The organism is Bacillus sp. MN7755, assembly GCF_054771475.1.
Window position 1 is genome coordinate 95628 of the sequence record NZ_BTRL01000008.1, and the last position, 21560, is coordinate 117187.

Consider the following 21560-nt stretch of genomic DNA (forward strand, 5'->3'; position numbering starts at 1 on the left):
TATGAAAAAATATATTCTTTCATTAGACCAAGGAACAACTAGCTCACGCGCAATTCTGTTCAATAAAAAAGGTGAAATTGTTCATTCAGCTCAAAAAGAGTTTACACAACATTTTCCAAAGCCGGGCTGGGTAGAGCATAATGCGCAAGAAATTTGGGGATCTATTTTAGCAGTTATCGCAACTTGCTTAAGCGAAGCAGATGTAAAACCAGAACAAATCGCTGGTATCGGTATTACGAACCAACGTGAAACAACGGTTGTATGGGATAAAACAACTAGTAAACCAATTTACAACGCAATCGTATGGCAATCTCGCCAAACAGCTGAAATTTGTGATGAGTTAAAAGAAAAAGGTTATGGCGAAATGGTTCGCGAAAAAACAGGTCTTTTAATCGACGCATACTTCTCTGGTACGAAAGTGAAATGGATTTTAGATAACGTTGAAGGTGCAAGAGAGAAAGCAGAAAACGGCGATCTATTATTCGGAACAATTGATTCGTGGCTTGTATGGAAACTATCTGGTGGTAAAGCGCACGTAACGGATTACTCAAATGCATCACGTACATTAATGTTTAACATCCACGACTTACAGTGGGATGAAGAGCTTCTAGATATGTTAACAGTACCAAAGAGCATGCTTCCAGAAGTACGTCCATCATCTGAAGTTTATGGAGAAACAATTGATTATCACTTCTTCGGTCAAAATGTACCGATTGCAGGTGTAGCTGGTGACCAACAAGCGGCATTATTTGGACAAGCTTGTTTCGGTGAAGGTATGGCGAAAAATACTTACGGAACTGGTTGCTTCATGTTAATGAACACTGGTGAAAAAGCAGTAGCTTCTGAGCATGGTCTATTAACAACAATTGCATGGGGAATAGATGGTAAAGTAAACTACGCATTAGAAGGAAGTATTTTCGTAGCAGGTTCTGCAATTCAGTGGTTACGTGACGGGATGCGCATGTTTAAAGATGCAAGTGAGAGTGAAGTGTATGCTTCTCGCGTTGAATCAACTGAAGGTGTATACGTTGTACCAGCATTCGTTGGATTAGGAACACCTTACTGGGATAGTGAAGTACGCGGCGCTATGTTTGGTGTAACGCGCGGTACGACGAAAGAGCATTTCATTCGTGCAACACTAGAATCTTTAGCTTACCAAACGAAAGATGTATTATGCGCAATGGAAGCAGATTCAGGTATTGAACTAAAAACATTACGCGTTGATGGCGGAGCGGTTAAAAATAACTTCTTAATGAAGTTCCAAAGTGATATTTTAGACGTTCCTGTAGAGCGTCCAGTGATCAACGAAACGACAGCTTTAGGTGCAGCATACTTAGCTGGTCTTGCGGTTGGGTATTGGAAAAACCAAGATGAAATTAAATCGCAGTGGCATATGGACAAACGTTTTGAACCAACGATGGAGGCGGAAACAAGCGAAGAGCTATATGCTGGATGGAAAAAAGCAATTGAAGCAACAAAAGCTTTCAAATAATCATAAACAGTGTTATAATGGTGACAAGTTAATAATTCGGTAGGAGATTTGGAGAGACCACAACGCGCTATAGAGGCGAAATCTATAGCGGAGTTTGTGGTCTCTTTTTTCGTTATCAAAGGGAGGAATTACCATGAAATTTTCAAGTAAACAACGTAAAGACGTATTAAACGGAGTAAATAAACAAGAGTTAGATGTGATCGTAATTGGTGGAGGTATTACTGGTTCTGGTATTGCATTAGATGGAGCAACACGCGGGTTATCAACAATTGTGTTTGAAATGCAGGACTTTGCAGCAGGTACATCAAGTCGTTCAACGAAGCTTGTACACGGTGGTCTACGTTATTTAAAACAACTTGAAGTGAAAATGGTAGCAGAGGTGGGGAAAGAGCGTGCGATCGTATATGAGAACGGTCCCCATGTAACAACACCAGAGTGGATGTTACTTCCATTTCATACAGGCGGTACGTTCGGATCATTTAGTACATCAATTGGTCTTCGTGTATACGACTTCTTAGCAGGTGTAAAACGAAGCGAGCGCAGAAAGATGTTTAACCGTGAAGAAACATTAAACAAAGAGCCTCTTGTGAAAAAAGAAGGATTAAAAGGCGGCGGTTACTACGTAGAATATCGTACAGACGATGCGCGTCTTACAATTGAAGTAATGAAAGAAGCAATTGAGCATGGTGCGAAAGCTGTTAACTACGCAAAAGTAGACAGTTTCTTATATAAAGATGGAAAAGTATGCGGTGTACGTGTAATCGATTTACTAGACGGAGAAGTGTACGAAGTTTACGGTAAGAAAATTGTAAACGCAGCTGGTCCTTGGGTAGATACACTTCGTGAGAAAGATAACTCGAAAAAAGGAAAAGTACTTCAGTTATCAAAAGGTGTTCACTTAGTAATTGACCAAAAACGTTTCCCATTAGGTCAAGCAATTTACTTCGATACACCAGATAAACGTATGGTGTTCGCGATTCCTCGCGACGGAAAAACTTACGTAGGTACAACAGATACGTTCTATGATAAAGATGCAGCTGTACCACACATGACAACAGAAGATCGCACATACATCATTAATGCGATTAACTACATGTTCCCAAGTGTGAAAATTACAGAAAAAGATATTGAATCAAGCTGGGCTGGTGTGCGTCCGTTAATTTACGAAGAAGGTAAAAACGCATCTGAAATTTCTCGTAAAGATGAAATTTGGACTTCTGAATCTGGTTTAATTACAATCGCTGGTGGTAAATTAACAGGATACCGCAAAATGGCTGAAATGGTAGTAGACTACGTAACGAACTTATTACAAAAAGAAGGTCATAGTGCATATCCGAAGAGTGATACGAAACATATGCCAATCTCTGGTGGACATGTAAGTGGTTCACACGGATTCCCAGCATTCGTTGCGAAAAAAGCAGACGAAGGTACGAAATCTGGTTTAACGAAAGCACAAGCAGAAGAGTTCGCGAAATTCTACGGCTCTAACGTTGACGTACTGTTCGACTTAGCGAAAAAACACAAAGACGAAGCGAAAGAATACAACATGCCGCTTGACGTTCTAATCCCACTTGTATACGCAATGGATTACGAAATGACAGCAAAACCAGTTGACTTCTTCGTACGCCGTAGAGGCGCTGTATTCTTCAACATCCACTGGGTATACGAGTGGAAAGAAGCAGTAATCAACTACATGGCTACGAAACTAGGCTGGAGCAAAGAAGAGCAAATGAAATACACAGCTGAATTAGAAAAAGCATTAACAGATGCTGTCATTCCTGTAGATCAACAAGAGCAGGCAGCTGCGTTAGCGTAAAATAGAAAACCACCTGAAGGGGAACCTTTAGGTGGTTTTTTGTACGTTATTTATAGAATTTTAAATACTATACTTGTATTTTATAACTGAAAAACCTAATATTTAGTTTATCGAGATAAGTGTAATACAATAAATAAGATACCGATATGAGGTGTATCATGAAAAAATTAATTACTTATGATTCTGAAATTCAGATGGCATATCTGTATGTAATTCCATTCACTTCAGAAATTGAGATTGAATCGACTGAAGAATTGGAAGAAAATCCAAAACTAAATGTAGATATAGATCAATTTGATCGCATAGTGGGGATTGAGTTTTTTGGAGACAATGCTAGTAAATTAAAAGAATTAACAAATAAGAGTAAAATATATAAAAAGAAAACGTCAAGTGATAATACATACATATACTCATTTAGACTTTCTCAAGATACTCATTTGCAAAAAGTGTTATTTCATAATATCGTATTTTATTTTTCGGATAAGAAGTATGAAGAATTTATCGGTTTTGATATTATGAAGCCCTCTTTGTATGGCCATGAGATATTAGATTCTTTAAGTGAGTGTTAGGAAGAAGGGGGACTCGGTGAAATGAGTTCTCTTTTTCATTTAGCGGTATTTAGAGCTGAGGGGAATCTTGACTATAGAAAACGAAGGCGAAATGAAAGAGCGTCTTGGGAGGAAGACGCTCTTTAGGTGAATGTATTGTAACGACTATTCGGTTCATTATATGTAATTTGCTGAGGAAGTGTTTTATAAAAAATGTTATTGTCAGCCGTATTTTTTATGAATTTATAAAACTTTTCCATACAATGCGTCGTCTAATATATGGGAAGGAGGAAATGATGTGGATGAATTAACGATAGAAGCGTTTGAAATAGAAGATAAGGAGGACCTTATCGATGAAATAATGAACAAGTATGGACAAGAAATCCTACAGCTTGTGTATTCATATGTGAATAATAAAGAGGTTGCGGAGGATTTAACGCAAGATATATTTGTGAAATGCTATAAATCTCTTCATACATATAAAGGAAATTCGAATTTGAAAACATGGTTATGGAGAATTGCGATTAATCATTGTAAGGACTATTTAAAAAGTTGGTATAACAAAAAAGTTATCGTTACAGAGGATGACTTTACGTATATGGAGAGTCAAAAAGAAAGTGTGGAACAAACAGTTATTCAAAATGCTGAGGATAGTAGGCTTGCCTCTGCAGTAATGGATTTGCCAATAAAATATCGAGAAGTGATTTATCTATTTTATTATGAAGAGTTATCAATTAAAGAGATTGCTACGGTAATAGAAGTGAAGGAAAACACAATAAAAACAAGGCTGAAAAAAGCAAAGGAACTTTTGAAGGAAGGATTGGAGGAATAATCAAATGGAAGATCGATTAAAAGGCTTGCGAAAATCAATGGAGAATACAACGTTTAAATATTTGAGTTTTTCTGATCAACATCGAAAGCGGGTGCGCGAAAAAATCAATCAATCGTCCGAAAAGGAAGAAGATATCCTTTTAGCAGTGTTGCAACTTCTTATGAATGAAAAAACAGGTTATGAATTGATGCAGTTACTGCGTGGGAGAGGGATTCAAAAATTCGAAGGTGATGAAGGTTCTCTATACACTTTGTTACATCGTCTAGAACAAAATCGCTTTATCCAATCTAGCTGGGATCACGCGGGAGCTAAATATTATCAATTAAATGATAAAGGAAACAAGATGCTACGAAAGGCAGAGAAGAATGCTACGAAGGCACGATTTATATTAAAAGGATTAGTACAGGAGTGAGAAAAAATTGAACAAAAAAGGGGAGCGTTTTTTAAAGGAAGTTACGAACCATATTAAATCGAAAGAAGCGAAGGATTTGGTGGCAACGGAACTAGACTTTCACTTGAAACAGACGAAGAATATGTGGATAGAAAAAGGGTTAAGTGAGGAAGTTGCTGAAGATAAGGCTGTTGAGCAAATGGGAAGTCCGATTAAACTTGGCGAAGAACTTAACAAACTGTATAAGCCAAAGGTTGATTGGTTCCTTATTATTTTATTAGTGGCTGCGATGGGGCTAGGATTTTTGCCGGTTATAACTTTTGGACATGCTGACTTATTCATGAATAAGGTGATATTTGTTATTCTCGGTGTTGTAACAGCTATCGGGATGATGTTACTTGATTATCGGAAATTAGAGAGAATGGGATGGTTGTTTTATATAATCGGAGTAGTTGTCCTGTTAATGCTATACTGTTTTCCAAACGCTTCAATGATTGGAGAACCGTTAATACAAATCGGCCCAATTGCAATTGACTGTGTAATGGCAGTGCCTTTCTTCTTTCTAGCTTGGGCTTCTTTTTTCAATAATAGTAGGTTAAAGTTTATACATCTTCTCATGTTGTACGTATTTTCTTTATATCTATTTCTAATTACATCAATTCTTTTACCAATTTTCATCTATATCACGATGGTATTCGTTATGCTTTGGTGGAGTAAGTTAGGAAAGAAAACGGCATGGCTCATTACAATGTTACCAATTTTTTTCTTTATTGTTAGGGATTTACTTTCTTGGTCTGCCGTAAAAGAATATCGGATAGCTAGAATTTTAGGATTTTTAAACCCAGAACATGATCAATGGTATTTGCGTTTAAAAGAGGCGATGTCTTCGGCAGGTTGGTTTGGTACATATGGAAATATAAAGTCTATCCCTGCTGCCCATACTGATTTTGTATTCGCGAGTTTGACTTATTATTATGGATATGTGCTTGCGCTAGTTCTTGTCTTGATTCTGTCTCTTTTTGCAGTAAGAATAATGAACATAGCTTATAAAATAAATGATGGTTATGGTAAATTGCTTCTCGTTGGTGGAGTGACTCTTTTTGTAATCCATTTCATTTGTAACGTTGGCATGATCCTCGGAATATTACCACGTGCTTCTATATCATTACCTTTTATTAGCTACGGATTGATACCAACTCTGTTTCATGCATTTATAATGGGGATTGTGCTGAGTGTATATCGACGTAAAGATATGTCGTTTAGAATGAGAAAAACACCTTGATACTTATATAAGTTGTATATAAAAGAATTCATTATTATGATTAAGTACAAACGTAAATAGATAGCAGAAGAGGGTTATGATAAATAACCCTCTTTTTCTATTTAAATAAGTGAACTCGCTTTAATAGAAGTACATAATTCAGAACGAGAAATTGATTCAGCTAGCTGCTGTAAATAGGCGTATTCTTCTGTATTTTTTTCGGAAGTGTTAGGATCTAATAAAGGTGAAGAAAGAAGTACATCAATCGTAAGTATGTCTGCATCATGAGAAATGATGTTATAACCTGCAAATACAGGTCGTTTCAAGTCTTTTACTTTTTGAATCATCTGATGGAATTTCGTAACACTTATATTGATTTGTGCTAATGGAAAGCATTTTTGGGTGGGATTCTTGATGGTTTTTCTAATCTTATAATCATATACGTAATAATATTTCTCTTGCTGCTCAAGTGTTTGCAATTCTTTCGTTAATAAGTGGTATTTATCTGTAAGTCCAGTTGTGAGTGCGTTGTGTTCTTCGCCAACTAATAATGTGAAAGGTCTTGGTGATGAGATTGAAAGGGTGCGGACGTTTAGATCAGTAAAAGTGGGATTAGATTGTAAAAGGGTATGTAATTTTTCGGTAGGAAACTCACCGTTATAAATAGCAATGAAATAATGATTCATTTTTTCACTCCTTATTTTTTTCTAAAATGATATATTCTACTTTAAAGGTGTAAATCCTGCATAAAAAAGAAACACCTTGATTCGTATCAAGGTGTAATAAGTTCAAAACTCTCCGAATCAGCCCCAAGCACAAAAGGACTAACATCGCCAACGCTATAAAGTTGTAATTCATGCATCGCGCGTGTACAAGCGGTGTAGAACAATCTACGAACGCTCTCATCACTGTATGCATCTTTAGAAGCATCGTAAATAATAACAGCATCAAATTCGATACCTTTCGCTAAGTAAGCAGGGATCACGACGATGCCTTGCTCATACTCGGCTGAGCTACTCTTCACAAGTTTAATATTCTCGATATGACGAAGTGCTTCGTAAGCAGCGGCGCTTTCAGCTGCGGATTTACATATAATTGCGATCGTGTTGTGATTTTGTTTTTGTAATTCAGCAACTTTGGCAGTAATATGCTCGTGCAGTTCGCTGTAATTCGATACTTTCGTCACTGTAGGTTTCTCGCCGTCACGTTCAAAGGCGTGAATATTTTTTCCTTCTGGTACGAGAGCACGTGTAAATTCAATAATTGGTTTTGTTGAGCGATAGCTACGAGTTAAGTTAATACCGTTCGTTTCATCTGGTCCGTATAAGCTAGTAAGTGTATTGAAATTCACTGTTTCACTCGCGTGTGCAAATATCGCTTGATTAAAGTCCCCGAGTACCGTCATTCTTGCGGCAGGGAAGAGACGTTTTAAAAACTCGAACTGAAACGGAGAATAATCTTGTGCTTCGTCTACGAGTACGTGTTTAATCGATCTATTCGTTTGGAAGCCTTCAATTAACTCTTTTAAAAGTAAAAATGGAGTTGCATCCTCGTAATGTAGCTTTCCTTCATCTAACATGTTTACTGTTAATGAGCAAATATCATCCCAGCCTTTCGGTTTTTCTCCAGTAACCCATGATGCATCTGTGAAAAGTTGTTTATATATGCCTGTGAAATTGATGAAGCGTAGTGCTTGAACGCCTTTACGAAGCGGCTTCAATTTTTTACGGACAATCATACGTCCGAGTACTTTCGTTTCTTTCTCAAAATCATGAAAGGAGTTATCGTCAAACTCGCCTTTTTTCTGCAAGTATTTATAAGCCTTTTGATATTCATCTTTACTAAGTAGTTCAATGTCTTCTTCTACCCAAGGCTTTTTCAGTTCTGCTTTTTCAAGTGCATCTATTTGCTTATTTAGCCAATCCGTTAACTTCTCAATTCGGCTATGGAAGCGGAGAGAGGAGTCGGTATTGTAAAATTGCTCTGTAATTTCTTTCGCAGAGACAATTAGCTTTCCTCTAAATTTCATTCCCCTAAATAGCATACCCGAAGATTCAAGAGACTGTCTGTACGCTCTAATCATCTCGAAAAATTGAGTAGATGCTTTAAAGCGAATGCTTGCATTTCTAGTTTTATAGGCAGGACTATTCGTTTCAGTTAGCATATATTCTAATTGCTCGTATGGATCTTCCACGTCAAATGACTTACTTAGTCTATGATTTAAATATTCCTGGAATGTAACTTGCTGCATATTTTCTTCACCGAGTTCAGGTAGTACGTTAGAAACGTAGCTATTGAACATAGAGTTAGGGGAGAAGAGAATAATTTGATCCGCTTTTAACCATTCGCGATATTTATATAGTAAGTAGGCGATTCGTTGCAAGGCAGCTGACGTTTTGCCGCTACCAGCAGCTCCTTGCACGATAAGGAGTCGGCCTTCATCGTGACGAATAATTTCATTTTGCTCGCGCTGAATCGTAGCAACGATACTTTGCATATGTTTGTTTGTGCCTTTTCCGAGCGCTTGTTGAAGAATTTCATCGCCAATTGTAAGACTCGTATCGAACATAGAATCAATCTCGCCATTTTGAATAATGTATTGTAATTTTTTCTCCACATTACCGTGAATTACGCCTCCTGGTGTACTGTATTCAGCCGGTCCTGGTGGATAATCGTAGTAGACACTCGAAATGGGTGCGCGCCAGTCATATATAAGAAAGTTTTCTCCGCTTGCATCAGTAAGTGTAGCTACGCCGATATAAATTTGCTCTGCAGCAGATTCTCCTTCTTCTTTGAAATCAATTCGTCCGAAATAAGGTGCTTTATGCATGCGTCTTAATGCGGCAAGTCGATTAAAGGTGTGCTTATGGGTAATTTGTGTAACAGCTAGTGACTGAGCTTGTTGTCTTAAGTTGATAACTGTTTCAAGATAATCATCAAAAGTATCAGTATTCACTTTCACGTCATCCCAGAAATGTTTACGAATATTGATTACTTCTGCCCGGCGTCTGCCAGTTTCGTTTTCCAGTTTATCAATTTGCTGCGTAATCGTTTCGATTACGGTATCCAATCTTTTTTGCTCTAGATCAAGTTTTTTGTTCATACGGTAAGCACTCCTTTAAAAGTGAAAAATAGAGGTTGACTGAAGATGTGTTTTGGTGTACAATTAAGATAAGGATAAATACGTTCTTTGTATTTTCGGAAACGTGTTTCTGTACTAATTTAACATAGTTTTTTAATTTAATCAATGATAATAAGATAAACCTTGGTTCCATGTTACGTGGATCAAGGTTTTTTTTGTTTTGAAGAGGGAGTCATGCTTGTTGTCAGTTTTTGTCGGTAAGTCGATATATTTCGAAAATCGCTGATATAATTGGAGTTACGGTCGATATATTTTGAAAATCGCCGATATAATTAGAATTGTGGTCGATATATTTGAAAAATCGCCGATATAATTTAGAGCTGAGGTTAATTTATTCAGAGGACCAACTATATAATTTCATTTACCGAATCTAAACATAAATTAATAGGGGAGAAGAGGGGATAAAAAAAGCTCGGGCCTAAGCCCGAGCTTTTTATTTCGTTATTTCTTTTCTTCTTTTTTAGCGTCAGCTTTCTTCTCATCGAAAAGATCTTTTAAATCTTTATCGTCAACTTTTACGTCAGCTTTTTTGATTTCTTTCATCATAAGGTCGTTCATGAATTCGCCGTCTTGTGCTTTCTTCTGAACGATTTCTTTTTTGATGTCAGCTTTTGATTGCTCAAATGATTTTTCTGGTTCTTTAATGTCTGTTACTTTAATGATGTGGTAACCGAATTGTGATTTCACAGGCTCGCTTACTTCATCTTTTTTCAGTTTATAAGCAGCATCTTCGAATTCTTTAACCATTTTACCAGCTCCGAAGAATCCTAAGTCGCCACCTTTTTCCTTTGAACCAGTATCTTCAGAGTATTGTTTCGCTAACTCTTCGAAAGATTTACCTTGTCCAAGTTCTTCTTTAACTTTTTTAGCAGTCGCTTCATCTTTTACAAGAATGTGGCTTGCTTTAATTTCAGGCTTGTAGTTATCTTTTAATTCTTTATCAGTGATTGTTTTCTCGATAGCTTTTTCTTGCGCTAATTGAGCACGCACACCAGTTTTTAACGTTTCTTCTTTAATACCTTGTTGTTTTAATAGTGTATCGAATTGATCACCGTATTGTTTTTTCATTTCATCGTACTTTTTGTCTACTTCTTTGTCTTCAACTTTGTAGTTTTTAATAAGTACTTTTTCCATAACCATGTTATTTAGTACTTGTTTACCAGCTTGTGTTTTCATTTGCTCGTAGAATTCGTCTTTTGTAATGTCACCAGCTTTAGATGTAACGATTTTGTCTGATGATGATGTTCCACAAGCTGATAGTGCGATTACACTTGTTGCGGCTAAGGCAAGCATAGCTTTCTTCATTCGATAAACACTCCTACTATTATGTATTTTTAATTTATCCTATACCAATGAATTTTAGTTCATCAGAGCCCGATTAAGTCTCACTGATACTTTTGCTTTTTATATTGGTAAAGCGCGCTTAACAGGGCTTACCGAGGCTTTAGGATAAAGTTAAGATGCGTGTCATTTATTTCATAGTATAAGCAATATGTACAGAATTTAATATATCATATTTCGACTAGATTTCATATTGATAAAGAAAAATTAACCATATCGTGTCAGATTTTGAAGGTGTGCCATATTGGGCGTATGCCGCATATACAGAATAGAGGAGGGGATGGGGATGAATTCTCAACTTATTTTATTACTTGTACTGTTTATTTTATTGGTTATAGTAGGTATAATTTGCTTATAGAGGAAAAAAGTGAGGAAGGGGCTTTCCTTCCTCACTTTCCATGAAATATAATTTCTATATAACTAGAAATTAATAAAATTGTTATACATACATTAATAACCCGAAAGACACCGGGTTGGCGGCTCGCAGCTATTTGTTTTCGTTCACACAGTGTATGTGTCATGAAATTCGTGTAAAATATAACAAGAAGTGCGAATGCGACAAAAACAACTGTTATAAGTGTCATGAGGCGAGACCTCCTTTTGGCTAAAATACATATACTTTATATATTGTATCATACGATATTTTGTTCGTGTTATAAAATTCAGAAATAGAAGACTTTGTGTTAGAAAGCGAGGGAGAAAATGGACGTTGTTAGAAGATTAGAACAAGCTGAATACTACGTAGACCTACTATTTAAAATGATTGATGAAGAAAAGTGTCCATTTTATTCTTTAATCATAAAGAAAAAAGCTCGTAAAAAAGATATTGAACGTATACTAAATCTTTGTGAAATACTGAACGAGCAATATGTAGTGGAGAAAGCAGAGGGGCTTCTTTTGTTCGATGCGCTGTTAGATCAATTTGAAAAAGCGCTTCCACATCAGCTCGAAGTACACGAAACTGCGGAAGCGCTAGCAAAACAAGGTTTATTTAAGCCGCTTATGAATGAATTCTTAAGCATGATTGCGAAAAAATAAATACATTACTTCTTAACTAACTTCTGATCGGATTCTGTAAAGTTCTCTTCAATATCTTCTAATGATTTCTCAAAAATATCGATGAAGTCTTGTCCGTAAATATTACGCAAGATAGCAATCAGTTCGATATTTTCTGGGAACTTCCCATAAAAATTACGAAGTGCAAGAGCCCCATTAAACACTGAATTATTTTCAGGATCATACTCCTCCATTAAGCGAAGTAGTAACTCTTCCCCTTTGTCTGTAATCTCAATGTACGTATTTCGTTTGTCATCTTCTTTTTTTGAGAATACAAGATAGCCGCGTTCTTCCAGCTTTTTAGAGAAGTTAAACGCCGTTGATACGTGCATAACTCCAAACTTAGCAATCTCAGAAATAGAAGCCCCTTTTAAATGATAAGCGATTGTTAAAATATGATGCTCATTAATGTTTAAATCGTAAGGCTTAATCCACATCTGCCAATCTTTCTCTACACATTTCCATAACGCTTTCGATAATTGAGCAATGCGTTGGCTGAAAATCATCGCTTCTTTTACCGAGTAATCTTTTTCTCCACTTTTCATTTACTCACCCACTTTAACATTCTTTTTCATTACTATCTATTATGCCAGTAAAATAAAAATTAATAAAGTCTTTTTGTGAGAATTGTGAAAATTTTTTGGAAAAATGACATTCTATACAAATCATGCATAACTATGGAAGCGTTTTATGAGTCGTGAATACATGTGTTGTCCTTACATGTTAAGTGATAACATATATTGTAAATGCATAAAAACACGGCATATCTATGTGATATGCCGTGTTAAGGTCAATTTATATAAAAAATATTTGTTATATGCAAAAAACTAAGCAGGAATTTGTTTACGCTTTTTCCGGAACAGCTTCTTGTAGTTTCTCAATTGATTTTTGAATGTCCAAAATCTCTTGCTCAATATGTCGTTTGTTTTGAGAAATATCTTGCTTCCAGTTAGAAAGCGTATCGTGCATATCGTCTTTTAATTCTTGAAACACTTCTTTACCTTCTGAAGCAGTTTCAACGATTTGACGTTTTAATAATTTTGTATCAGCTGTAATATCAGCTAATGTCTTTTTAATATCATTTCCTTTTTCTTTTAACTTGCCGCGCATGTCTTTGCCAGAAGAAGGAGTAGAGAAAAGAACAGCTAATCCAGCAACTGCTCCGCCGCAAATGATACCTGTAATAAAGGATTTAGCTTTTGACATAAAAGGAGACCTCCTTATTTTTTGTTCGTATTCATGATGTGAAAAAATATGCATATCTTTAAGACAAGGGAAAGAACAGTGTACTGTACATATTCCCTGGCATCTTGAATGGAGAAACAAGCCTTGCAATATTTAATCACTTTAGGAAAGTGGCTTGTTATGTATTACTTCTTATTATAGTGTCACTATTTCACACTATTTGCAATTGTACTTGCGATGTTTTGTAAATTTTCCATTGTGTATTCATTTTGATGTGATTTCCAAACAGCACCGAAACCATCGTTTTCACCGTAGCGTGGAATTAAATGAAGGTGGAAGTGGAACACAGTTTGTCCAGCTTTCTCGCCGTTGTTGTTAAGTAGGTTAAAACCAACTGGATTAAACTCTGCTTTAATCGCATTTGCGATTTTCGGAACGACAGAAAAAATGTGTGATGCGATTTCTGGCGTTAACGCAAATATGTCTTGTTTGTGAACTTTCGGAATAACAAGAGTATGTCCTTTTGTTACTTGACTAATATCTAAAAATGCAAGCACATGTTCATCTTCGTATACTTTTGAGCAAGGGATTTGCCCGTCAATGATTTTGCAAAAAATACAATTATCTGCTGTATGATTCATCGATCTCATCCTTTCAAATATCCTTAGCCGTATTTTACCATAATTACATAAGAGAACAAACACGAAAAACAGGAAGCTGACTCAGCTTCCTGTTTTCTGAAGAGGGATTGAAAAAGCATTATCGTAATTTACGTTTCGCAGACACCTCATTTATTTAAGAAATGCACGGTAAATCGGCTAAAGTTTCTGCCGTAGACACCCCATTTTCAAGTGAAATGAATTGCAATCTTTTATAAAAGGAAATTGTTTATTTTTTAAAACAGTATATGCTCTTTCGGAGACACCCCGTTTCTAAAATGAAACAAATGATCTGGTTATGTGTAAATTTCTTTGTCCAACATGGACACCCCATTTCATGATGACTTAACTATGTTGTTGTACTCATCAATTGGTGGTCGCTTTTTCAATGTGTTCCTTCTTCACTAATTATGATGTCCGCTTTCGTAAAAATATATGCTAACAAATTTAAATTTTTTTTAAGACATCGATACTATGTAGTACAGCGCCATTTTTGGTAAGATGAATATAGAATGAATACTAATGAAGAAAGTGGTGTCGTATGAGCGAGTTATTGCGTGTAGAAAATGTTACAGGAGGATATACGAAGCGACCTGTACTAAAAGATGTTTCGTTCTCTGTTAATAAAGGCGAACTTGTCGGCTTAATCGGTTTAAATGGAGCGGGTAAAAGTACGACGATTAAACATATTATCGGTTTAATGGAACCGAAAAAAGGATCTGTCACAATTAATGGGAAAACAATTCGTGACGATATGACAGCGTACCGTTCTAGTTTTTCATTCGTCCCAGAAACACCAGTATTATATGATGAGCTAACGCTAGAAGAACATTTGAAGTTAACAGCGATGGCGTACGGTGTAGATGAAAAACAATATGAAGAACGCGTAGGACAACTATTACAAGAATTTCGTATGAAAAATCGTTTGAAATGGTTTCCGTCTCATTTCTCAAAAGGGATGAAACAAAAGGTAATGATTATGAGTGCGTTTTTAGTGGAGCCATCTCTTTACATTGTGGACGAACCTTTCGTTGGGCTTGACCCGTTAGCAATTCAATCACTCCTTCAAATGATGGATCAAATGAAAAAGAGCGGCGCGGGTATTTTAATGAGTACACATATTTTAGCGACGGCAGAGCGTTATTGTGATTCATTTATTATTCTGCATCAAGGTGAAGTGAGAGCGAAGGGAACATTATCTGAACTGCAATCACAGTTTAATATGCCAGGTGCAACGTTAGATGATATTTATATTGCATTAACGAAGGAAGAAGATTATGAATAGCACAGCATTATGGAAAGAACGATTTCGTCACTTTCTAAAAGAAGTTCGTACATATAGTAAATACGTATTTAATGATCATTTGAAATTTATTTTCGTATTTATCATCGGCGCAGGAGCGTACTATTACCAGCAATGGTTACAAACGTTAACAGCTTCGTTTCCGACAGCACTCGTTATGGCAGTGTTGCTTGGTCTCGTATTAACGGCCGGATCCATTCAAACGTTATTAAAAGAAGCGGATCTCGTTTACTTGCTGCCAGTTGAACAAAAATTAAAACCTTACTTCACAAAGGCATTTCTTTTTACGTTTATGATTCAGTTATACATAATCGCAATCGTAGCGGCAGCGCTTGCCCCGTTATACTTCCAGCAAATGAAGCAAACAGGAGCAGCTTACATATGGATTGTACTCGCGTTTGTCATTGTAAAAGCGTGGAACTTATTCGTCGCATGGGAAAAATCATTTTTAACAGACCAAAATATACAAAGAGCGGATTGGTTCATTCGTTTTATTTTAAACGGCTTATTTGTGTACTTCCTTGTAGAGCGTACTTCCGTTATATTTATTGGCGGAATCATCCTTCTCATGGTGTTATACCTCGTAGTACTGCATCAAATGGTGAAGGGAAAGCCGCTAAACTGGGAGTATTTAATTTCTGAAGAAGGTAAGAAGATGATGCTGCTGTACCGCATCGCGAATATGTTCGTTGATGTACCAGCATTAAAAGAGAGAGTATCCCGCAAGAAATGGCTTGATTTCATTCTTTCGATGATTGGCGAAAAGCGTACATATTTATACTTATATACGAGAACGTTTTTACGATCGGGTAACTATTTCGGCTTATATGTGCGCCTGCTCGCTCTTGGAGGAGTTATTCTGTACTTCATTCCGTTTTTATATGGACGATTTATCGTAAGCCTTATCTTCCTATATTTAATTGGTTATCAGCTATTAACTTTATGGAAACATCACCGCATGAAGATTTGGCTTGATTTGTACCCAGTCGGGGGAGAAGAGAAGAAGAAAGATTTTCTTACTTTACTAAATGCGATCCTTATTACAGGTAGTATTATATTTACAATCATATTTGCACTTGCGACGAAAGATTTCATAATGACAGGAATTTTACTAGTCGTAAGCATAGTATTTAGTATCGGTTTCGTTTATCAATACGGGGCGAAACGAATTGAGCGTTTAAATTGAAGGGAATGAACCTATGATTACATATGAAGAAAAGGTTATAAAAGAGCTGGAGCAGTGGAAAGCTACATTCATGAAAGATTCTTCTATGATGACACGGTTCTCAAAGAAAGTGCAGACGAAAGTACAACAGCTTATTCCGGCGAAAGTGCAAAAAGTATTAACAGAAACGATTCGGATGATGGTACAAACAATTAGCGCCGGATCAAACTTTATAAAGCCGAAATTAAAAGAGACGAACTGGTCATTGCAAAGACGAGATGATGAAGTACGTAAAAAAATGGATGAGTATAAAAAAATAGCAGCGGCAGAAGGAGCGGGGACGGGAGCAGGCGGTATTCTCCTTGGCCTTGCTGACTTTCCGCTTTTACTCGGCATTAAAATTAAATTTTTATTCGATGCAGCAACATTGTACGGATTTGATACGAGCGACAAAGAAGAGCGCCTTTTTATCCTTCACGTTTTCCAACTTGCCTTTTCAAGTGACGACCACCGAAAAGAAATATGGAAAGCCATCGAAACGTGGGATACAGAAGAAGAAAACCATATGGACTGGGAAAAGTTCCAAACAGAGTACCGAGACTATATCGATTTAGCAAAAATGCTTCAGCTCGTACCAATAATCGGTGCCCCGGTCGGCGCGTATGCGAACTATCAATTACTGCAAAGACTTGGGGAAGTAACGATGAATTGTTATCGTATGCGATTGCTGAATAGGAATTAAAAAGAAAGCATCCTAAATGTGTGATTTAGGATGCTTTTTTGTTTTAATGATTAATGCTTCAAAAGAAGAAGGTATAATTCGGATTGTCTTTTTAGCGTTTTAGGCTGAAATTAGTGGTGGAGGTAGTTGACATGTAATAAGGTAATTATGACTCTAGATGATCTAATCCCCATCCAACAACTGAATAATTTTGACGTTTACTAATTGAAACAAAGAAATTTCTGTTTTTCTGGTCTTTTACATGACCAGAAACTCGAATCATACCACTACTAACGGCAGACCTGATATCAACTTTAGTCACTATAACATCAATATTTTCTTTTTTCTTAATATGTACTATGGCAGCTATAGCAGCTTTTTCTTTTGTTATATTTCTGTCATGAATACTTTTTGCTGTACATCCTATAGTTAAAGCGATAATTGTTACAATGATTAAAATGATAATATTTTTCTTTTTTAAATTACCCATATTTCCCCTTCTCCAATCAATTTATGATGATGGGTCCTAAATATTAAATTAAAAGAAGCGCTTACAAAAGTGCTTCTTTTGCTAATAATCAATGGGGATGAACAAAACCCCCACTGATTAAAGTTTCACTTTATTCGTCGCCCCAATATTCGACTTTATAATTTTGGGATTTATTTATTACAACGAAAGTTTTTTTTGTTATTGTTTTTATCATACCCTCTAACTCTAATAAAGCCCGCAAGTTCTAATTGTTGAATTTTTACATCGGTTACCACAAAATCTATTTTTTTTCTTTTTTCATAGTTTCTATTGCAACTTCAGCAGCCTTTTCTATTGCAGCATTTTGGTCATGAATAAACTTTGCTATATAACCTATAATTAAAATCATAATTATTACGGATAATAATATGAAAATATTTTGTTTCTTATTGAGGATCATCTAAATTCCACCCCATGATAGAGTAATTTTGTTTTTTACTTACTGTGACATAAAACTTTCTTTTTTTATCATTTTCCGCATATCCTCTAACTTCAATAAAGCCTCCTTGAAAAGCTGGTTTCATATCGATTTTAGTTATTATAACATCTATATTTTCTCTTGTTTGTATATGTTGTATTGCAGCTTCAGCAGCTCTTTCTTTTGTTGTATTTCTATTGTGAATAAAGGATGTAGTACAGCCTATGGCTAAAAATATAATTGCTAAAATGATTAAAATTATAACCCTTTTCTTTTTTGATTGATCCATATGTATCTCCTGAAATTTCTTTATATTATTTTTTATAAAGAAATAATATAAAACGAATCGTTAACTAATCGTGTTTTAGTTCAAAATTTTTCGTGGTTGAAATGGTACTGATATGGTAGTTATTAGCGTATTCAACTGCAACACTAAATTCTTTGTTTTTGTCATCCGTTACATAACCAGATATAAAAATTGTTTGCAGATCATTTGGAGTGAATTTATGTTTAGTAATAGTTACATTTACGTTTTCCTCCTCCTTGAAGTATTTAATAGTTTCTTCTTTAGCCTTATTAACGATTTGTTGTTCCTCATTCTTTTGATTTATCGTACATCCTCCTAAAAGGATAAGTGTAAAAATAAAGAATAATCTTATACCGTATTTTTTCATGAATAATCACTCCATAAATGTTGCGTTATATTTCTCTTTACTAAATTTTATATTCACAGAACATTGTGTGGTGGGGTATAAAGAAAAGGCACTCTAAAGTGCCCAGATTATTAGTTTTTAAGCTCTAAATTTTTTGAATGAGACATACAGCTTATATGATAATCTCCTACATCATATTCTTTGTCCATAGAAAAAACCTTATTTTTGTTATCTTTAACATGTCCGTTTATAAAAACTATTTGAACATCATTGGGAGCATATAGGAATGCCTTAGATAAAAATTATGGGAAGTGTTAGTATTTTAATTTTAAACTTTTACTTTTAGAAATTGAACCTATCGTGTATTTATCTCCGCTATATTGAATAGTTATATTAAATGTTTTGTCTTTATCATCTTTGACATGTCCAGAAATATAAATGGATTGTAAGTCTTTAGGACCAAACTCATGCCCAGTAATTACTACATCCAAATTTTGCTTTTCCTTAAAGTATGTAATGGTTGTCGCTTTTGCTTCTTTTACTACTTGTTCTTCATTGTTTTTTTGATCCATGGTACATCCCTCTAAAGTACTTAAAATAAGTATAAATAATAAACAAAAACTAAATTTTTTAATAATAATATCCATATGTATCCTCCGGAAATGTTATCTTAATTATAAGAATATATCAAATGTTGTAGGAGAAAAATGTTTTGAGTAATAAAAATGGAGTTTTAGATTCTACTTTTTATCAATTAGCAGAAACTACGTAGGAATCTGATAAATATATTGAAGAAGTTGTTATTACCAATAAAGATGGTCGAAGTTTACAAGTATAGGAAAAGGGAGGAACATTCCACGATAAATCGGAATGGACCCAGTGGTCTTTGAATGAGATATAAATGGGGAAAAGAAAGTTATGGTAGATTTTCGAGGGACAGAAGGGGATAAAATTATAGAGAAAAACTCTTTAGGCATTCCGATGAAACCAGGGGAAGGTATGAAGGATGCCAAAGCGGATGTAAATCACTTTGTATTACGAGAAGGTGTTCATGAACCAGCAGCACCTCCTGTAGCAGGGACTGAGAATGCAGGTTCAAAGAAATATTGGAATGAAGAGAATCAGCGCTGGGAAACACATAATCAATTCGAACAAGCTGAAAGGGTCATGAAACAAGTAACGGATACATACAAGGATAGGGATGATGTGGAGATATATACGACGGGTCATTCGTTAGGGGGAGCGTTAGCGGAATATGCAGCGGCATCTAATGACAATGTAAGATGTATGTCATGGAATGCGCCGAGTGCAAAACATTTGTTACCGCCTGATTTACAAGAAAAAGCAAATAATGGTGAGTTTAATAATAGAATTGTAAGTGTTGTTCACGGAAATGATTCGATTGGTTATGGACCATTTGGTGCATATGAAAGTCATATAGGATCTACTTATGCGGTAACACCACCAATTTCGAAAGAAGAAATGTCCGAGTTATCATTACAGCAAAAGCTTGGGATGGATGTTACTCGATTTTTGAATTCGATAAGTGGCCCTGGTTATCATTATCAAACAGATAAAAACTTCCGATTTGGGGAGAATGGGTCTTTATCAAATAAATACTTGTTAAATGTAGACACGAATGAAAGAGTTTATGATTCACCGGGCGCGTTATTAGGCGGGGGAGAGATTCGTGTAGTTGTAGAGAATTTGGAAAAGGCCGTAAGAGATATGAAGCGAAACGCGCAAGAATTTCAAGATAGAGTACCGAGGTTAATTTCAAATATGATGACATTATTAGAAACGGCTGAAAGTAGAAGGGTAGAAGCTAAAGTAAATAATATACGTGCACATGTAGAACATTTAAGTTTTTGGTACATACGAACAGCAACGGAAATTTCAGATTTTATTGAGAAGAAAGCCGATGATTATAAGAAGGCGGATCAACAATATTAAGGGAGAAGATTAGGATGCCGAGAATTTACTTAAATGAAGAAGCATTGAACCAAGCCTTACAACAATTTGACCATATGATTCAAGACTTAAACCATAATAAAAGGGTTGTAAGTAAGGTGCATGATTTACTCTTATCAAGCTGGTCTCAACTTGGAGTAGGAAAAAAAAGCCATTAGCGATTTAGAATCTTTTAAAAAAGATATTGAAAGAAGAATGGAAGAATTAGAGTCTGATAAACGAGAGTTAAAGGGTGCGATTGATTTATTAAAAGCGCTAGATCAAAGTTATGATTACATGGGGCCTAAATATTAGATTACAAGAAGCACTCACAAAGGTGCTTTTTGTGGTTTAACCGGATTAAAGATTACTGTAGTAATTATGGAGGAATATGATTCCGATTCATAAAGTAAATGGAGAAAGTAATATGTAGTTTTGAATCAAACTTGCAAACGATAATTTTTTATTTTACAATTTACTTACCGACCGGTAAGTAAAAATGAGTGAGGTACAGTATGACGAAGAATTTACAAACATCGCAAAACATTGTAGAGGCTTCATTTAAACTCATGGCAGAGCACGGCATTGAGAAGATGAGCCTTTCCATGATTGCGAAAGAGGTAGGAATTTCAAAACCGGCTATTTATTATCATTTTTCTTCTAAAGAAGCGTTAGTGGACTTTTTATTTGAAGAAATTTTTTCTGGTTATCATTTCGTGAGTTATTTTGATAAAGGGCAATATACGAGAGAAAATTTTGCAGAAAAGTTAATCGCAGATGGTTTACATATGCTCTCTGAGTATGAAGGACAAGAAGGAATACTGCGTGTTATAAATGAATTTATCGTAACTGCGGCGCGAAATGAAAAGTATCAGAAACGCTTATTTGAAATACAAGAAGAGTTTTTAAATGGTTTCCACGATTTATTGAAGAAAGGCGCGAGACTGGGCGTTGTGTCAGAAGATGCAACGGAAGAAAATGCTCATACACTAGCGCTTGTAATTGATAATATGAGCAATTACATGCTCATGGGATTTCAGTTAAAGTATAAAGAGATTTGGATTCGAAATGTGAAAAACGTCATGAAGGAGGAGTAAA

Annotated in this window: 23 protein-coding genes and 2 pseudogenes; 13 read left to right on the forward strand and 12 right to left on the reverse strand. The window is 35.6% G+C overall.

Features of this window, described 5'->3' with window-relative positions:
• Position 1: 1 nt before the first annotated feature.
• From glpK to ACYVEC_RS07530, 6 genes are all read left to right on the forward strand, one after another.
• Positions 2–1492: a glycerol kinase GlpK gene (glpK, locus tag ACYVEC_RS07505; RefSeq protein WP_063222411.1), complete on the forward strand. Its 1491-nt coding sequence runs from the start codon at positions 2–4 to the stop codon at positions 1490–1492.
• Positions 1493–1625: 133 nt separating this feature from the next.
• Positions 1626–3308 carry an aerobic glycerol-3-phosphate dehydrogenase gene (gene glpD, locus ACYVEC_RS07510; protein WP_460506056.1) on the forward strand — a complete coding sequence of 561 codons (1683 nt, stop codon included), beginning with the start codon at positions 1626–1628 and terminating at the stop codon, positions 3306–3308.
• A 158-nt stretch (positions 3309–3466) separates the two neighbouring features.
• On the forward strand, positions 3467–3877 hold the full coding sequence (locus tag ACYVEC_RS07515) for a DUF2283 domain-containing protein (protein ID WP_063222409.1): 411 nt from the start codon (positions 3467–3469) through the stop codon (positions 3875–3877).
• Positions 3878–4154: 277 nt separating this feature from the next.
• Positions 4155–4688, forward strand: coding sequence for a sigma-70 family RNA polymerase sigma factor (locus ACYVEC_RS07520; protein WP_063222407.1), 534 nt, complete (start codon positions 4155–4157; stop codon positions 4686–4688).
• A 4-nt stretch (positions 4689–4692) separates the two neighbouring features.
• Positions 4693–5100, forward strand: a complete 408-nt coding sequence (locus ACYVEC_RS07525) for a PadR family transcriptional regulator (protein WP_063222406.1) — start codon at positions 4693–4695, stop codon at positions 5098–5100.
• A 7-nt stretch (positions 5101–5107) separates the two neighbouring features.
• Positions 5108–6361: an FtsW/RodA/SpoVE family cell cycle protein gene (locus tag ACYVEC_RS07530; protein WP_460506059.1), complete on the forward strand. Its 1254-nt coding sequence runs from the start codon at positions 5108–5110 to the stop codon at positions 6359–6361.
• Between the two features lie 101 nt (positions 6362–6462).
• Here ACYVEC_RS07530 and ACYVEC_RS07535 read toward each other — a convergent pair whose 3' ends face one another.
• From ACYVEC_RS07535 to ACYVEC_RS07550, 4 genes are all read right to left on the reverse strand, one after another.
• On the reverse strand, positions 6463–7026 hold the full coding sequence (locus ACYVEC_RS07535; protein ID WP_460506061.1) for a hypothetical protein: 564 nt from the start codon (positions 7024–7026) through the stop codon (positions 6463–6465).
• A gap of 86 nt (positions 7027–7112) precedes the next feature.
• Positions 7113–9443, reverse strand: a complete 2331-nt coding sequence (gene helD / locus ACYVEC_RS07540; protein ID WP_063222403.1) for an RNA polymerase recycling motor HelD — start codon at positions 9441–9443, stop codon at positions 7113–7115.
• Positions 9444–9923: 480 nt separating this feature from the next.
• Positions 9924–10787: a peptidylprolyl isomerase PrsA gene (gene prsA, locus ACYVEC_RS07545; protein ID WP_063222402.1), complete on the reverse strand. Its 864-nt coding sequence runs from the start codon at positions 10785–10787 to the stop codon at positions 9924–9926.
• A gap of 425 nt (positions 10788–11212) precedes the next feature.
• Positions 11213–11407, reverse strand: coding sequence for a hypothetical protein (locus tag ACYVEC_RS07550; protein ID WP_000172690.1), 195 nt, complete (start codon positions 11405–11407; stop codon positions 11213–11215).
• A gap of 118 nt (positions 11408–11525) precedes the next feature.
• On the opposite strand from ACYVEC_RS07550, the gene ACYVEC_RS07555 reads away from it, so the two are divergent.
• Positions 11526–11861, forward strand: coding sequence for a DUF1878 family protein (locus tag ACYVEC_RS07555; RefSeq protein ID WP_000383651.1), 336 nt, complete (start codon positions 11526–11528; stop codon positions 11859–11861).
• A gap of 5 nt (positions 11862–11866) precedes the next feature.
• Here the strand turns inward: ACYVEC_RS07555 and ACYVEC_RS07560 are convergent, their stop codons facing one another.
• The 3 genes from ACYVEC_RS07560 to ACYVEC_RS07570 form a co-directional block, all read right to left on the reverse strand.
• Complete coding sequence (locus tag ACYVEC_RS07560) at positions 11867–12424, reverse strand: HTH-type transcriptional regulator Hpr (RefSeq protein WP_000834918.1); 558 nt, start codon at positions 12422–12424, stop codon at positions 11867–11869.
• Between the two features lie 298 nt (positions 12425–12722).
• Entirely contained in the window at positions 12723–13085 is a 363-nt protein-coding gene (locus ACYVEC_RS07565) for a YtxH domain-containing protein (RefSeq protein ID WP_063222401.1), read from the reverse strand.
• Positions 13086–13270: 185 nt separating this feature from the next.
• Positions 13271–13705: an HIT family protein gene (locus ACYVEC_RS07570; protein ID WP_001016840.1), complete on the reverse strand. Its 435-nt coding sequence runs from the start codon at positions 13703–13705 to the stop codon at positions 13271–13273.
• A gap of 559 nt (positions 13706–14264) precedes the next feature.
• On the opposite strand from ACYVEC_RS07570, the gene ecsA reads away from it, so the two are divergent.
• Genes ecsA through ecsC form a run of 3 tightly spaced genes read left to right on the forward strand, consistent with a single transcriptional unit; the run spans position 14265 to position 16933 of the window.
• Entirely contained in the window at positions 14265–15008 is a 744-nt protein-coding gene (ecsA, locus tag ACYVEC_RS07575) for an ABC transporter ATP-binding protein EcsA (RefSeq protein WP_460506065.1), read from the forward strand.
• A complete protein-coding gene (ecsB, locus tag ACYVEC_RS07580) occupies positions 15001–16212 on the forward strand; it encodes an ABC transporter permease EcsB (RefSeq protein WP_063222399.1) in 1212 nt (403 codons plus the stop codon). Before ecsA ends, ecsB begins: the two co-directional genes overlap by 8 nt.
• Positions 16213–16225: 13 nt before the next feature.
• Complete coding sequence (ecsC, locus tag ACYVEC_RS07585) at positions 16226–16933, forward strand: ecs operon protein EcsC (protein WP_000634127.1); 708 nt, start codon at positions 16226–16228, stop codon at positions 16931–16933.
• 145 nt (positions 16934–17078) lie between these two features.
• Here ecsC and ACYVEC_RS07590 read toward each other — a convergent pair whose 3' ends face one another.
• From ACYVEC_RS07590 to ACYVEC_RS07610, 5 genes are all read right to left on the reverse strand, one after another.
• Positions 17079–17402: a hypothetical protein gene (locus ACYVEC_RS07590; RefSeq protein ID WP_063222398.1), complete on the reverse strand. Its 324-nt coding sequence runs from the start codon at positions 17400–17402 to the stop codon at positions 17079–17081.
• Positions 17403–17682: 280 nt separating this feature from the next.
• Positions 17683–17841, reverse strand: a complete 159-nt coding sequence (locus ACYVEC_RS07595) for a hypothetical protein (protein ID WP_231428407.1) — start codon at positions 17839–17841, stop codon at positions 17683–17685.
• The gene (locus ACYVEC_RS07600; RefSeq protein WP_063222397.1) at positions 17828–18148 is read right to left on the reverse strand and encodes a hypothetical protein; all 321 of its coding nucleotides are present in this window, start codon (positions 18146–18148) and stop codon (positions 17828–17830) included. Before ACYVEC_RS07600 ends, ACYVEC_RS07595 begins: the two co-directional genes overlap by 14 nt.
• Before the next feature lie 64 nt (positions 18149–18212).
• Positions 18213–18533, reverse strand: coding sequence for a hypothetical protein (locus ACYVEC_RS07605; protein ID WP_063222396.1), 321 nt, complete (start codon positions 18531–18533; stop codon positions 18213–18215).
• Between the two features lie 293 nt (positions 18534–18826).
• Positions 18827–19084: a hypothetical protein gene (locus tag ACYVEC_RS07610; RefSeq protein WP_080468431.1), complete on the reverse strand. Its 258-nt coding sequence runs from the start codon at positions 19082–19084 to the stop codon at positions 18827–18829.
• Between the two features lie 275 nt (positions 19085–19359).
• On the opposite strand from ACYVEC_RS07610, the pseudogene ACYVEC_RS07615 reads away from it, so the two are divergent.
• The 3 genes and pseudogenes from ACYVEC_RS07615 to ACYVEC_RS07625 form a co-directional block, all read left to right on the forward strand.
• Positions 19360–20465, forward strand: a pseudogene (locus ACYVEC_RS07615) (lipase family protein); the annotation flags it as partial.
• Positions 20466–20479: 14 nt separating this feature from the next.
• A pseudogene (locus tag ACYVEC_RS07620) lies at positions 20480–20777 on the forward strand (hypothetical protein).
• A gap of 200 nt (positions 20778–20977) precedes the next feature.
• The gene (locus tag ACYVEC_RS07625) at positions 20978–21559 is read left to right on the forward strand and encodes a TetR/AcrR family transcriptional regulator (RefSeq protein ID WP_063222393.1); all 582 of its coding nucleotides are present in this window, start codon (positions 20978–20980) and stop codon (positions 21557–21559) included.
• The last annotated feature ends 1 nt before the right edge of the window (position 21560 follow it).

What these genes read in the sequence shown, in the direction of transcription:
- ACYVEC_RS07535 (WP_460506061.1), bottom strand. Translation starts at nt 7,026, where the DNA reads ATGAATCATTATTTCATTGCTATTTATAACGGTGAGTTTCCTACCGAA.
- glpK (WP_063222411.1), top strand. Translation starts at nt 2, where the DNA reads ATGAAAAAATATATTCTTTCATTAGACCAAGGAACAACTAGCTCACGC.
- ecsB (WP_063222399.1), top strand. Translation starts at nt 15,001, where the DNA reads ATGAATAGCACAGCATTATGGAAAGAACGATTTCGTCACTTTCTAAAA.
- ecsA (WP_460506065.1), top strand. Translation starts at nt 14,265, where the DNA reads ATGAGCGAGTTATTGCGTGTAGAAAATGTTACAGGAGGATATACGAAG.
- ACYVEC_RS07555 (WP_000383651.1), top strand. Translation starts at nt 11,526, where the DNA reads ATGGACGTTGTTAGAAGATTAGAACAAGCTGAATACTACGTAGACCTA.
- glpD (WP_460506056.1), top strand. Translation starts at nt 1,626, where the DNA reads ATGAAATTTTCAAGTAAACAACGTAAAGACGTATTAAACGGAGTAAAT.
- ACYVEC_RS07590 (WP_063222398.1), bottom strand. Translation starts at nt 17,402, where the DNA reads ATGGGTAATTTAAAAAAGAAAAATATTATCATTTTAATCATTGTAACA.
- ACYVEC_RS07610 (WP_080468431.1), bottom strand. Translation starts at nt 19,084, where the DNA reads ATGGATCAAAAAAACAATGAAGAACAAGTAGTAAAAGAAGCAAAAGCG.
- ACYVEC_RS07625 (WP_063222393.1), top strand. Translation starts at nt 20,978, where the DNA reads ATGACGAAGAATTTACAAACATCGCAAAACATTGTAGAGGCTTCATTT.
- ACYVEC_RS07605 (WP_063222396.1), bottom strand. Translation starts at nt 18,533, where the DNA reads ATGAAAAAATACGGTATAAGATTATTCTTTATTTTTACACTTATCCTT.
- ACYVEC_RS07560 (WP_000834918.1), bottom strand. Translation starts at nt 12,424, where the DNA reads ATGAAAAGTGGAGAAAAAGATTACTCGGTAAAAGAAGCGATGATTTTC.
- helD (WP_063222403.1), bottom strand. Translation starts at nt 9,443, where the DNA reads ATGAACAAAAAACTTGATCTAGAGCAAAAAAGATTGGATACCGTAATC.
- ACYVEC_RS07550 (WP_000172690.1), bottom strand. Translation starts at nt 11,407, where the DNA reads ATGACACTTATAACAGTTGTTTTTGTCGCATTCGCACTTCTTGTTATA.
- ACYVEC_RS07525 (WP_063222406.1), top strand. Translation starts at nt 4,693, where the DNA reads ATGGAAGATCGATTAAAAGGCTTGCGAAAATCAATGGAGAATACAACG.
- prsA (WP_063222402.1), bottom strand. Translation starts at nt 10,787, where the DNA reads ATGAAGAAAGCTATGCTTGCCTTAGCCGCAACAAGTGTAATCGCACTA.
- ACYVEC_RS07515 (WP_063222409.1), top strand. Translation starts at nt 3,467, where the DNA reads ATGAAAAAATTAATTACTTATGATTCTGAAATTCAGATGGCATATCTG.
- ecsC (WP_000634127.1), top strand. Translation starts at nt 16,226, where the DNA reads ATGATTACATATGAAGAAAAGGTTATAAAAGAGCTGGAGCAGTGGAAA.
- ACYVEC_RS07600 (WP_063222397.1), bottom strand. Translation starts at nt 18,148, where the DNA reads ATGGATCAATCAAAAAAGAAAAGGGTTATAATTTTAATCATTTTAGCA.
- ACYVEC_RS07570 (WP_001016840.1), bottom strand. Translation starts at nt 13,705, where the DNA reads ATGAATCATACAGCAGATAATTGTATTTTTTGCAAAATCATTGACGGG.
- ACYVEC_RS07595 (WP_231428407.1), bottom strand. Translation starts at nt 17,841, where the DNA reads ATGATCCTCAATAAGAAACAAAATATTTTCATATTATTATCCGTAATA.
- ACYVEC_RS07565 (WP_063222401.1), bottom strand. Translation starts at nt 13,085, where the DNA reads ATGTCAAAAGCTAAATCCTTTATTACAGGTATCATTTGCGGCGGAGCA.